This window comes from Pyxidicoccus xibeiensis, assembly GCF_024198175.1.
Taxonomy (GTDB): Bacteria; Myxococcota; Myxococcia; order Myxococcales; family Myxococcaceae; genus Myxococcus; species Myxococcus xibeiensis.
On the sequence record NZ_JAJVKV010000003.1, the window covers coordinates 364791 to 377412 of the forward strand.

Below are 12622 nucleotides of genomic sequence, written 5' to 3' on the forward strand. Positions count from 1 at the left end.
GGCCTCGGACACATCGCGGCTGGCTACCGGCGGAAGCGGCCCTCAAGGGACGTAGAGCTCCGCGCCATTGTCGTTGGTGCCTCCCGTCACCAGCACCCTGCCCGTGGGAAGCAGCTGCGCCCGGTGGCCACTCCCTCGCTCTCCCGAGGGCCTGCTCGTGGGAGTCCAGCGCCCCGTGGCGGGGTCATAGAGCTCCGATGAGACGTTGGTGAAGATGTTGATGCTTCCGCCGACCTTGGTGGTTCCTCCTGTCACCAACACCCTTCCATCCGGAAGGAGCACCGCGGCGTGGTCATGGCGTCCCGAGCGCATGGGGCCTCCGGCGTTCATGTTGCCCTCGGTGGTCCACTGGCCACTCACCGGGTCGTAGGAGTCGACAGTCTCGAGCGACGTGGAGGCGAGCGTGGTGTTGCTCGAGCCAGGCAGGATGCGGAACCCTCCCACCACCAGGACCCGCCCCGAAGGCAGCAATGTGGCCGTGTGGGCGCTCCGACTCACACGCATGGCGTTCGCGGGAGCCCAGGCCCCACTCGCCTCGTCAAAAAGCTCCGCGGTCGCGAGGTAGGTAGACCCGCTCAGGCCACCGGTGACCAACACCCTGCCCGAGAGAAGCAGGGTGGCCGTATGGGCAGTCCGTCCCTCGGCCAGGCTCGCCGTATAGGCCCAGGTCCTGGAGCCCGAGTCGTACAGCTCCGCCGACGCGAAGCCTCCTGTTCCCCCGGTGACGAGCACCCGCCCCGAGGACAGCAGCGTGGCCGTATGACTGCTCCGGTTCAGGTTCATGGAACCACTCGCGGTCCAGGCTCCTGAGCCCGGGTCGTACAGCTCCGCTGGGGCATTCTGCTCCGTGCCTCCTGTCACGAGCACTTGTCCCGATGACAGCAACGTGGCCGTATGACTGGCACGAGGAGTGGTCATGTCACCCGTGCGACTCCATCGCCCGGTGAGCGGGTCGAACAGCTCCGAGGTGGCGAGCCGTGCTCCGGTGGCATCCACTCCACCGGTGACCAGGATCTGGCCGGAGGGCAGCAGCGTCATCGTATGGCGCTTGCGCGCCGCGCTGATATCGTCCGTGGACTTCCAGATGCCGGTGCCGGCCGCGTAGCGCTCCACGCTCGTCGTGCCTCCGCCAAGAACCACTGCATCTCCCTGGGGAAGCGCGATGGCCGCGTGTCCTGTACGCGGCGCGGACATTCCCAGCGCGGAGCTCCACGCGTCGCGTTCCGGGTCATACAGCTCCGTGGTCTGCAGCGGGGCGCCATAACTGCCGCCGGTGACCAGCACCTTCCCTGAGACCAGGAGGCAGGCACCGTGTCCGGTGCGCCCCGGCGGTGCCATTCCACGGATGGGCGACCAGCTCCCCGTCGACGGGTCATACAACTCTCCCGTGGTCAGTGGCGCGGTTGCGCCGGTGCCCGCGAGCACCAGCACCTTGCCGGAGCCCAGCACGGTGGCCGAGTGGCCCGCGCGCCGAGCCTGGGACATGGCGCCAGTGAAGGACCAGCTGCTCGCGGAGAGCGAGTCATACAGCTCCGCGGAGGCCAGATACTCGTGCGCAAGCGATCCCCCGCTGCCGAAGTACGTACGGGTTCCCCCCACGGCCAGGACACGGCTCGAACCTGGCAACACGGTCAACGTGTGGCCGTGACGAGACTGGAGCAGCGAGGCCGTGGCGGACCAGGTGCCGGTGCTCGGGTCGTAGAGCTCCGCTGTGTTCAGCGAGACGAGGGCATCCGAGCCCCCCGCCACCAGGACCCTGCCCGAGAGCAACCGGACGGCAGCATGGAAGTACCGGGCATTGGCCATGCTCCCCGTCGAGGACCAGGTTCCCGTGCTCGGGTTGTAGAGCTCCGCGGAGGTCACCACGGCACCGTCGGCGTCCCTACCGCCTGCGACCAGCACCTGACCGTTGGCCAGCAGGGTCGCGCTATGCCCCCAGCGAGCCACCACCATGCTGCCGGTGGGAGAGACAGTCCCTGTCACGGGGTCATGGAGGTCCGCGGAGGCCAGGGTGGTCTGCCCGTCCCGGCCGCCGACCACCAATATCCTGCCGCTGATCAGCATGGTGGCGGTGAAGTCGCCACGTCTGGCGGCCAAGGCCCCGGCTGGCTCCCACGTCGGGCAGTCCGGCAACCCACCGACGAGGAACCGGACCGAGGTCGACGGCCCTAGCGAGTTGGTGATGGTGACCGTGATGAAGGGGGGCGCTCCGCCGGGGAGACACTCCGGCGCCGTCCAGGAGACGTCGCTGGTGGTCGTGCTGTCGTGCTGGGCCCCCAGCGTGCCTGCGGTGGCGGACCATGCGTAGCTCAGACTCCCCGCCGGGGGAGCTTCCACGGTGAGCTGAAGGGAGAGCGTGCCTCCCGGTTGCGTCATGGGAGCCCGAGGCCGGGTGTCCATCACGCGCGGCGGGCCCCCTGCGTCCGGCGGGGGGCCTCCATCCTGGCTGCCTCCATCCGGCGTGACGCCCGAGTCTGGTGTCGTGCCCGAGTCTGGCGTGGTGCCAGCATCCGCTGTGCTGGGCCCAGCCCCCGCATCCGGGAGCTCTTCGCCCTCAACCTCGCACCGCTCTGGGGACCGCTCGCAGAGCCTCTGCCCCTCCAGCTCGAAGTCGGCGCATCCCGTGCCCGACAGCAACAACAGTGATGCCATCAGCATGGCCATCCGAGAGGGCGTGCTCATGGCCACCTCCCCGACACGAAGGCAGTGCCCCCATCCGTCCCCACGCTCACCGAGACACGCTCCGTGGGAGCCCCCAGGAAGTACATCCCGGCGGCAACCCCCAGTCCAACCGCGCCCGCGCTTAGCAGGCCTACACCCACGGTCTGCAAGCTGCGACCGCGCGACACGCTCCGCTCGATATCGGGCGACGTGCCCAGGGAAGGGTCCGAGCTCCGAAGCTTCGAGAGCTCTCCTCGGGAAAGAGCCCAGGACACGCCACCGGCGGCAGCGAGCGCGCCGCCGATGATGGCGGGAACATGGGCTCTGGAACGCAGCGAGCGCTCCGCCCGCGCCTCCGAGCTCCGTGGAAGCGGTGACTCAGCACGTGCCAGCGAGGCATCCGTGGCGCCCGGCCTGGCTGGGGGCGGAGGTTCGGCCACGGAAGACTTCACAGGTTCCTGGCGCGGAGCGTCTACCCCGGAGACCAGCGCAGGCACCACCGCCTGAGCGCGGGTCCTCCTGGCGAGACTGTTCTTTACCTCCCGGCGCAGCGTTTCGAACTGGGTCAACAGCTTGGGCGACACATTCACCGGGAGCCGCGCCTCTGGCTGGAGGAACAGGGCGGCCTTGAAGGCCGCGGCGGCCTGCTCCGCCTGGCTCAGCTCCGCCAGGATGATTCCCTCCCAGAGCGACAGAGCCACGTCGTCCTCGATACCGCGTGACAGTCGCCGGGCTGTGACGAGCTGCTCGAGTGCTCGCTCGAACTCCAGGTCCTCATAGAGGTGACCTACGGAGAGCAGATAGGACCGCATCTCTGGCCCAGGTGCCGCGAATCCCCCCACAGGCAAGATGACGAGGAGACCCCAGCACAGGACCTTTCCCAACGCTTGACCAGAACGCATGCACTCCCCCCGAACTGGCCCACCTCCTACACATCACGCTCAGGTCGGGGAAAGTTGCGCTTTCGAGGCGGCACGAACGTGGCGAGTCACGTGGAACAACGCCCGAGTGCCGGCTTTGAAAAGGTTCTGAACACGCGCCAGGCCACAAGGCGGGCTCGAATGGCACCGCCATCGCCCTTGTCGGGTAATTTTTCGACACGCTCCGGGCCTGAGATGCAACCCGATTGTCAGCAGCAATCCCTTGTCCCTTCGTCAGCCGCCGGACAGGGCAGAGGGGGAGTTCATGACAGTCGGACCACGGCGCGAGCCACCGCCTCCACGACGCCGGTAGCACTCCGCGCGACTTCACCATGGGACGCCGCCCGGCCGCGCGTGCGGACCCGCTCGATGGAGGCCGCTTTGCCTCCCGCCGAGTCGAAGTCCCTGCCGGACATGACCCGAGCGCCTGTCCACCAGTGGACACCCCTCACATGACGCCCAGGATTTGGTGACAGACCGGAAATGCATGATGTCCGCGTGATTCACGGACCTCCAGGCAACAAGCCCGGAGGCCGCGAGCCACAGCCGTCCCCTTCTCGAAGTGGAGGCAGTCATCATGCCGACGTCGTCCTTCCTGTCGATGCGCCCCCTGCGTGGCGCGCTGCTGTCCCTGTCCCTGCTGGCGCTGGCCCCCGCCGCCGAGGCCGCCCCGAAGTCGCTGGAGCCGCGTGGCCTCGCGGCGAAGCACACCGGCCGCGAGCTGCCCGGTGACATGTACGTGGAGCGCATCGTGGTGAAGTTCCACGAGGGCAGCCGCGTGCGCCTGCGTGACAACCGCCTGGTGCCGCTCGCCGCCGAGCGCGGCGAGGCGGAGCGCTCGCTGCTGGCCGAGCGCCGGCTGAGCGATGACCGCCTGAAGGCGGACACCGCCGCGGTGCAGGCCCTGCTGGAGCGCGCGCCGCGCATCGGCGCCCCCTCGCGCCTCTTCGACGAGGCCGAGCCCGTGCTGGAGGCGCGCAAGGCCTCCGGTGAGGAGCAGAGCGGCATCCAGCTGGCGGACCTCAACCTCTACTACGAAGTCCCGCTGCTGCCGGGCACCACCGCCGGGAGCGTGGCGGACCTGGTGGGCGAGCTGAACCGCCTGGAGGGCGTGGAGGTGGCCTACGCCGAGCCGCCCCCCGAGCCGGCCATGGTGAACTTCGGCATGGACGCGGCGGCGCGCGCGCTGCTGGCCGCGGCGGACATCCCGCCCACCACGCCGCAGTACCAGGGCAACCAGGGCTACCTCAACGTGGCGCCTGGCGGCGTGGACGCGAACTACGCGTGGACGGTGGGCGGCGGCCGGGGCACCAACGTGAAGGTGGTGGACATCGAGGGCGGCTGGCGCATCACCCACGAGGACATGCCGGCCCTCTTCTACCAGGGCGGCACGCAGATCAACGACATCGGCTGGCGCAACCACGGCACTGCCGTGCTGGGTGAGATTGTCGGCACGGCCAACGCGTACGGCGTGACGGGCATCGCCAACGCGGCGCGGGCCGGCGTGGAGGGCATCGGCGGCCAGAGCACGGCGAGCGCCATCTCCCGGGCGGCCACGGCCGTGGGCGCGGGCGGCATCGTCCTCATCGAGCTGCACGCGGGCGGCCCGTCGGACGGCACGGCGTGCACGTGCAACACCAGCCAGTGCAACTACATCGCCATGGAGTACTGGACGGCCAACTACGACGCCATCCGCACGGCGACGGCCAACGGCGTCATCGTGGTGGAGGCGGCGGGCAACGGCAGCGCCAACCTGGACGCGGCCGCGTACGGCAATGCCTTCAACCGCACCGTACGGGACTCGGGCGCCATCCTCGTGGGAGGCAGCACCGCGACGACGCGCGCGCCCATGTGCTGGACGAACTACGGCAGCCGCGTGGACGTGCACGGCTGGGGTGAGCGCGTCTACTCCATGGGCTACGGCAACGTGTTCGGCTCCGCCAACGGCGAGGACCAGTACTACACGTCGTCCTTCAGCGGCACGTCGAGCGCCTCGCCCATCGTCGTGGGCGCCGCCGCCAGTGCGCAGGGCGTGGCCCTGGCCAACGGCCGTCGCCTGACGAGCATCCAGATGCGCGGCCTGCTGCGCAACAACGGCACCGCTCAGGCCGCCGACGCGCGGCAGATTGGCCCGCTGCCGGACCTGCGCAAGGCGCTGCCCAAGGTCATCGCCGGCCAGTACTGAGTCCCGTCCCGACGTGACACCGGCCCCCATCCTGTCTCCTCACTCGAGGAGCGGGGTGGGGGCTTTCATTACAAGAAACTCTGCGGAATCCGACTGCGGTCAAACGGGCAAAGCGAACTCGCGGCACGTCCGCAGCATCCAACACCAGTGCGTCAACCGCGCTTCAAGCCTGCTTTGGTGGCTCCTGAGAGCCCATCTAGGAAGGACCTATTCCTGGCAACCTACGCCGCATACAAGGAGCATTCAGAGAACCCTACCGAAAGCGGCTCTGCTCAAGCCCTCTTGAACACGACCGACCATGTCAGCACAACGCACCACCACCGAGCAAACCACGCCCACCTCCAGCCCTAGCACGAGCGGATGCCCTCCACGTACACTGGCCCATGTCCAAGCGCGAGGGGCATATGCTCAAAGCAGATGTAGTCATCCTCACTGCGATTCCACTTGAATACGAGGCAGTGCTGAAAGTGGAGGCAGGCGCCTGGACTGGAAGCCACTGGGAAGAGCAACCGGGCCCCAATGGGCTATCCGTATCTTTCCGTACGTTTCGCGGCAAGGGAGGGCAACCCCTGCGCGTAGCGCTTACGGTGGCCGGAGACATGGGCCCGACGGCTTCGGCCAATGCCCTGCTTCCTTTAATCCGAGAGACTAACCCCACGTGCATAGCAATGGCAGGAGTCTGCGCTGGGCGCCCGAACAAAACAAATCTCGGCGACGTCATCGCGGCAGAACGTCTCTTCTTCCACGACACAGGAAAGATGCTTCCTGCAGGTACGCAGCACGACCTGAAAACATACAATCTTCGCGACGACTGGAAGACGGCGCTGGAGCGATTCGACTATATCTCGCGCTTTCGCAATGAAGCTTGGTGGAAAAACAGGCCTCGACCTATCGAGTGGCAAGAGAATTGGGTTTTGATGAAGCTCCATGAAGGAGTGCCGGATCCATCAATCTTGCCTGAGGTCAACGAAGCCTGTCCCAATTGGAAGGAAGTCATTGAGCATCTCTGGAAGTCTCGACACCTCCAAAAAGGCCGCCTGCAAATCACCCCGAAGGGCCAAGAACGCATCAGCCGAGCCTTAATTCTGCATCAAAATCGGCTCCCCAATCTCTCCCCTTCAGGAGAATTGCTCCCTTTCAAGCTCCATGTCGCACCAATTGGTAGCGGCAACAAGGTCATCGAGAACAAATCATACTGGGGCATCGTTCTATCATCGATGCGTAAGACACTAGGCTTGGAAATGGAGGCTGCCGTAATTGGTGCCGCAGCTCATGCACAGCGTGACCACAAGCTCGACGCGCTCGTGATGAAGGGCGTAATGGATTTCGCCAACAATGGTCGCGACGATCACTTTAAAGAATTTGCCGCCCGTGCTTCAGCTGAGTGTCTGATCGCCTTCCTTCGCGAGCACCTTGTTCTAACGGCGGTCCCAGACATCGATGACATTCTTGTATCAGGGAAGATCTCGACGGCGACAGAGAATCCACCTCCATCAGCACTCTTGAGTGCTCGCTATGAAATCGTTCCCTTCCACGAGCAAGGGCGCGGGACCATTTTCGCAGATTTAGACAAATGGTGTGACGACGCATCACCAGTAATGACGCGACTACTGCATGCCGAGGGTGGCGTTGGCAAGACCCGCCTTGCAATCGAATGGGTCAAACGTCGTCGGGCTATGGGATGGGCAGCTGGGTTTCTAGCGAAAGCCGTGCCCAAGGACTGGTTCAACAGACTATGCGCGCTCGGTCAGCCAGTGCTCGTTATTCTCGACTATGCGGAGAGTCGCACTGATCTGCGCGAACTACTATCGCGAGCATTGCGCTATACACTCCAAGATGGATCAAGAGCGCTTCGTCGAGTACGAATTCTACTGCTCGCCCGCAACGACGGCGACTGGTGGCAAGCACTACGACAATCTGACATTCAGTTGTGCTCTTGGCTTGATTCAACCTCCCCGCGAGAAGTTCCTCCACTAACATCAGACTCCGCCGAGCGAGAAACACTCTTCCACGAGGCCGCAGAGCATTTTGCCAAGAAATTGGGGAAGCCGTATTTTCGGCAGGCTCCAGTCGTAGCACTTACCGATCAGCGCTTCGACCGAGTTCTCTATCTACACATGGCGGCGCTCGCAACAGTGAGCGGCCTGCCTTTTGACGCAAGCACATTGATGGATGTAATTCTCGACCACGAAGAGCAGTTCTGGGCGATACGTGCTGAGTATGATGATGTGGCGTTCTCTGTGCAACGTTCTCACGCTCGACAAATCGTCGCAGCCAGTACGCTCCGAGGCGGGCTCCCTACCTTCAATGTCGCAGCTGAAGTAGCCAAGCGAGTGCTGGGCCCCTTGCATTCCGTCGATACACGACTGCTCTTTCTGCTTCATCGTATCTATCAACGCAGCGATGAGGACTCTGAAGTGTTCCTCCCTCCCCTGGAACCAGACCTGCTCGGTGAGGGAATTGTACGCCGCATTGCTGTCCCGACATTGAGCGAAGATCGCCCCCCTTTCGATTGGATCGATCGAGTTTTTGTTCCAGATGAGTCAGGTTCGTCAGTAAGTACGGGACTACAATTACTGGGCCGAATTTCTGCCACGTTCCCAAGTGCAGTGAGCCCTTGGATTGAAAGGCTCCTAGACGGCCCGTTACTCCGATTTCGAGCGACATCCGCATTAGAAGCTGCAAAGGCCATCGGGCTGCGCACGGCCTTCTCTGTGCTCGGAGACATATTGGCGTCCAAGCTCAATACAAGTGGAGATCTTGCGCTGGCAAATGAATTGACTGCAACTGGGGTCCCTTACCCTAGCGTATCGATTGGCAAAGTTACCGAGTGGCTCATTCGGACTCAATTGGCGGCACTTTCAGCTACCGAAGAAACAGAACTTTCCATACAGCGCGCGAACCACCTTACCGTCTTAGGTGTAATCCTGAGCGACCTTGGCCGGAGAGACGAGGCGCTAAAAGTTACACAAGAAGCTGTCTGGCAGTATCGATGCCTTACTCAATCAAGTCCCGACAATCTAATTCCGAATCTGGCTACGAGCCTTAATAATTTGGGCAATATGCTAGGAAATATAGGCCGACGAGAAGAAGCGCTTAAGGCTATGACTGAGGCCGTCGCTCTCCGCCGAGACCTTGCTCAGCGCGATCCGGATGCGTTTGAGCATCACCTCGCAATGAGCCTCACAAACCTAGGTGCCAAATTTAGTGATTTGGGTCGCCACCATGAAGCCCTAGACGCAAACTACGAGGCGGTCACGATTTATCGGTCCCTTATCCGGCGCTACCCCAGTGCATTCCTACACGACCTCGCCCTCAGCCTTAACAATCTAGGCTCGCTCCAGAGCGCGATTGGCAGCCACGAGACAGCTTTAGACACCACTCATGAAGCCGTTTCACTCTATCGAGCCCTTGCACAAAACAACCCAGACGGATTACTAGGCGCTCTTGCGACTGGCCTCAGTAACTTGGGCAACAGGCTCGGTGACTTGGGCCGCCACGAAGACGCGTTAAAGGCAACGCACGAGTCCGTCTCTCTCCGCCGTGCTCTTGCGCAGCGCGCTCCCGATGCATTTCTGCCTGACCTCGCCAACAGCCTCATAGGCTTTGGAGTCAGACTAAGAGAGCAAGGTCGCCATAAGGAGGCACTTGAAAGCACCTTCGAGGCAATCTCCATTTACCGCGCACTTGTTCTGCGTAGTCCCGACGCCTTCATGGCTCATCTAGCCATGGCTCTCAACAACATAGGCATCTCACTATACGATCTAGGCCAGCTGGATGAAGCAATAAAAGCGTCCTCCGATTCCGTCTCACTCTATAGAACCCTAAGCCAACGCGCTCCTGATACATTTCGAGAAAAATTTGCCGCGAGCCTCCACAATCTGGGCACAACGTTAAGTGAACTAGGGCACCATGACGAAGCGCTTTCAGCCATAGATGAGGCCATCTCGATTTATCAAGCCATCGCTCAGCACAACCCAGAGGCATGTCTGCCTGACCTCGCTGGAAGCCTCATCAGCCTGTGTGCCATACTCAGCACATTAGGCCGCCACAAGGATGCACAAGAGGCTTCTCGTAAAGCTGTCTCGATCTACGCTTCGCTTGCTCAAAGCAATCCGGAACTCTTTCTGCCTGGCCTCGCCAACAGTCTCCACAAGCTAGGCAACAGTTCAAGTGTATCAGGGTCTTACAAAGAGGCGCTAGAAGCCATGATTGGAGCCGTTTCGCTCTGGCGTTCCCTCGCACAGAAGAATCCCAGAGCTTTCCTACCCAATCTTGCTGCCAGCATCACAAGCATGGGTCTCCCTCTGACCGAACTGGGGCGACACCAAGAGGCACTTGAGACTACCGAGGAGGCCATCTCGCTCTATCAAAACCTTGCGAAACACAACTCCAATGTCTTCCTCCCCACTCTTGCAGCGGCCTTCAACAATAGAAGCTTCGTCCTGAACTCACTAGGGCGCACAGACGAAGCACTCGTTTCGGCAGAGGAGAGTATTGAGAAAATCTGGCCATTCTTCGAACGGCTGCCATATATTCACGGAGACAATGCCGGAAGGGTGCTTATTCAATTATTACACCTCCACAACTCCCTGAAGCGCCCTTTCCCCCAAAAGCTCAGAGAACGCATTTCCATGTTCCATCAACTCACCCGCGACGGAAGTTAATTGAACTTCAGTGCATTGGATGGCAGCAGGGCAGCTCTGGTTCGCACCTGTCCATGCAATCACGTTTCTCTTTTGTCAAACGCGTATTCCCCTACGACGAAGAGGGTGGCCCGATCATTCATTTCCCAAAAAGCAGTCTTGAGTTCACCAATTCATTGCGTCGCACCCCGGCATCTGGGGCGCGCCATCAGCGGTAGGGCAACAGCTTTGGCTGCGGTCGGAATTGGACCGACCCCTCGTGGTTTCGGCACGAAAAAAAGACTACTCATCGACAGACACCAAAAGCATGCTCTTGGTGTTCCGCCCTGATCGCCGACAATTATTTTGCGCTCAGCGCTTGCCGTAGCGCCGGTGGTCCACCATCAGGCAGCGGTCCTGCACCACCTGGATGCCCGCCTTCGCCAGCTTCTCCGCCGCGGCGTCGTTGCGGATGCCGGACTGGAACCACACCGCCTTCGGCCTCTTGGCGATGATGTCGTCCACGTGCGCGTCGATGTCCTGGGGCCGCCGGAACACGTCCACCAGGTCCACATCGCCGGGCACGTCCGCCAGCCGCCGGAACACCGGCTTGCCGAGGATGTGCGTCACGTCCGGGTAGTAGACGGGCACGGGCACCACGTCCACGCCGGCCCGCGCCAGGTAGTCCGGTACGTAGAAGGCCGGCTGGCCCGACTGCTGCTCGGTCTTGATGCCCAGCACCGCCACCCGCCGCGCGCCCTGCACCACGCGCTCCACGCCCGCTTCATCCTCGACGAGGTTCTGTTCCCAGCTCATCGCGCCTCCTCCTGAAGTCCCTGTGCTCGCGACTCCGTCGTGAGAGTCCACGTCTCGCCCGCCACCGCCGCCTTCACCGTCAGCATCCGGCTCACCGGGATGAACCGGCCCCGCGTCACCAGCTGCTCGCCCTCGCACGTCACGCCCGGGGTGAGCGCGGGCCTGCCCGCTGCCTCCCACGCATCCGTCAGCTCGGCGGGCGCATCCGCCGGCAGCGCATCCAGGCACCGCAGGCTCAGCACCAGCGCGTCGCCATGGTCCGTGTCCCGCGTGCCCTGCACCGTGCGCTCCAGGACGTAGGCCACCTGCGCGTTTCCGGCGGGCAACGCGTCCACGGACCAGATGCGCTGCCCCTCCGTCAGGTTGCGCTGGAAGAGGCCCGCGTACTTCGCCTCCCACTCGCGGCGCGTCCTCGCCTCCAGGGCTTCTGGCGAGAAGAAGCGCTCCAGCGGCGCCGCGTCCGTCCCGGCCGGCACCACCTGCCGGAGGGCTTCCTGGGCGGCCTCCGGCGCCACCAGCTTCACGAAGGTGCCGTCCGCCGCCAGCCGCACCCGCAGCGTGAAGCGCGACAGCACGTCGTCCACCAGGGTGTCCACCTCGGTCTCCTGCACGGAACTGGCCGGCGGGTCACCCGCCGTCCCCCCGCGCACCAGCCGCGAGCGCGTCACCACCTGCGCCAGCAGCCACCCTCCCTCCGCCGGGGTGAAGCGCGTCTCGGTGGTCAGCTCCGCCGCCTCGCGCAGGGCCGTGCCGCCGCGCTCCACCACGCGGGTGGCTCGCACGGACTCGGTGAGGACGCGGTCGACGGGAGGCTGGAAGTCGAGCCGCACCGGTGGGGGCCGCACGGCCGTGGGAATCAGCGGCGGCGGCGCCTTCCGACAGGCGGCGGCGGACAGCAACAGCATGAGACAGCTCAGCAGAGGGCCTGGACGCATGCGCCCGCGCACGCTGGCAGAAAGCGCCAGCGCCCGCGAGCGCTTCCTCATCCGAGGGCCCGGTACTTCACGGGTGCCGGGTGTGCCCGTTGGGCGCGTTCTCCACCGCGTCACGCCCGATGTTTCGCCGGTCTCGCACTGCCCCGTCATCGTCCTTGAGCCACGGAGCGCCGAACCGCCGCGCCGCCTCCGCCAGGTCCCGCATCACATGCTCGCGTGATGCGTACTCCGTCTCAGGCAGCGACTTGAGGACGTTGATGATGTCCACGGGAGCGCCATTGTCCTCCGCCGCCTGCACGATCTGCTCTCGCTCCGCCGGGTAGTCCACCGAGTCGAGGTGCGAGGTGATGGAGAGCCCCGGGTCCTCCGCGATGCCGTAAGCCATCGTGCTCTTGCCTTTCTGCCCGGACACCAGGCCCGGGCGCCGTGCATTGGTAGAGACAACGTGGGGATGAAATGCGCACGGGACCACCCGGAACC

7 protein-coding genes are annotated in these 12622 nt (G+C 63.8%); 2 read left to right on the forward strand and 5 right to left on the reverse strand.

Annotation, left to right across the window (positions count from 1 at the left end):
• Positions 1-42: 42 nt before the first annotated feature.
• Together LXT23_RS14225 and LXT23_RS14230 are read right to left on the reverse strand one after the other, a co-directional pair.
• Positions 43-2097, reverse strand: coding sequence for a kelch repeat-containing protein (locus LXT23_RS14225; RefSeq protein ID WP_253980709.1), 2055 nt, complete (start codon positions 2095-2097; stop codon positions 43-45).
• Between the two features lie 581 nt (positions 2098-2678).
• Positions 2679-3545: a hypothetical protein gene (locus LXT23_RS14230; protein WP_253980710.1), complete on the reverse strand. Its 867-nt coding sequence runs from the start codon at positions 3543-3545 to the stop codon at positions 2679-2681.
• A 613-nt stretch (positions 3546-4158) separates the two neighbouring features.
• Here LXT23_RS14230 and LXT23_RS14235 point away from each other — a divergent pair.
• Together LXT23_RS14235 and LXT23_RS14240 are read left to right on the forward strand one after the other, a co-directional pair.
• The gene (locus LXT23_RS14235; RefSeq protein ID WP_253980711.1) at positions 4159-5766 is read left to right on the forward strand and encodes a S8 family peptidase; all 1608 of its coding nucleotides are present in this window, start codon (positions 4159-4161) and stop codon (positions 5764-5766) included.
• A gap of 668 nt (positions 5767-6434) precedes the next feature.
• Complete coding sequence (locus tag LXT23_RS14240) at positions 6435-10433, forward strand: tetratricopeptide repeat protein (protein ID WP_253980712.1); 3999 nt, start codon at positions 6435-6437, stop codon at positions 10431-10433.
• Between the two features lie 330 nt (positions 10434-10763).
• Here LXT23_RS14240 and LXT23_RS14245 read toward each other — a convergent pair whose 3' ends face one another.
• From LXT23_RS14245 to LXT23_RS14255, 3 genes are all read right to left on the reverse strand, one after another.
• The gene (locus tag LXT23_RS14245; RefSeq protein ID WP_253980713.1) at positions 10764-11207 is read right to left on the reverse strand and encodes a CoA-binding protein; all 444 of its coding nucleotides are present in this window, start codon (positions 11205-11207) and stop codon (positions 10764-10766) included.
• Positions 11204-12142, reverse strand: a complete 939-nt coding sequence (locus tag LXT23_RS14250; RefSeq protein WP_253980714.1) for a hypothetical protein — start codon at positions 12140-12142, stop codon at positions 11204-11206. The genes LXT23_RS14245 and LXT23_RS14250 overlap by 4 nt, the downstream gene beginning before the upstream one ends.
• Positions 12143-12209: 67 nt before the next feature.
• Complete coding sequence (locus LXT23_RS14255; protein ID WP_253980715.1) at positions 12210-12527, reverse strand: DUF2795 domain-containing protein; 318 nt, start codon at positions 12525-12527, stop codon at positions 12210-12212.
• Positions 12528-12622: the final 95 nt, after the last annotated feature.

What these genes read in the sequence shown, in the direction of transcription:
- LXT23_RS14235 (WP_253980711.1), top strand. Translation starts at nt 4,159, where the DNA reads ATGCCGACGTCGTCCTTCCTGTCGATGCGCCCCCTGCGTGGCGCGCTG.
- LXT23_RS14240 (WP_253980712.1), top strand. Translation starts at nt 6,435, where the DNA reads ATGGCAGGAGTCTGCGCTGGGCGCCCGAACAAAACAAATCTCGGCGAC.
- LXT23_RS14245 (WP_253980713.1), bottom strand. Translation starts at nt 11,207, where the DNA reads ATGAGCTGGGAACAGAACCTCGTCGAGGATGAAGCGGGCGTGGAGCGC.
- LXT23_RS14250 (WP_253980714.1), bottom strand. Translation starts at nt 12,142, where the DNA reads ATGCGTCCAGGCCCTCTGCTGAGCTGTCTCATGCTGTTGCTGTCCGCC.
- LXT23_RS14255 (WP_253980715.1), bottom strand. Translation starts at nt 12,527, where the DNA reads ATGGCTTACGGCATCGCGGAGGACCCGGGGCTCTCCATCACCTCGCAC.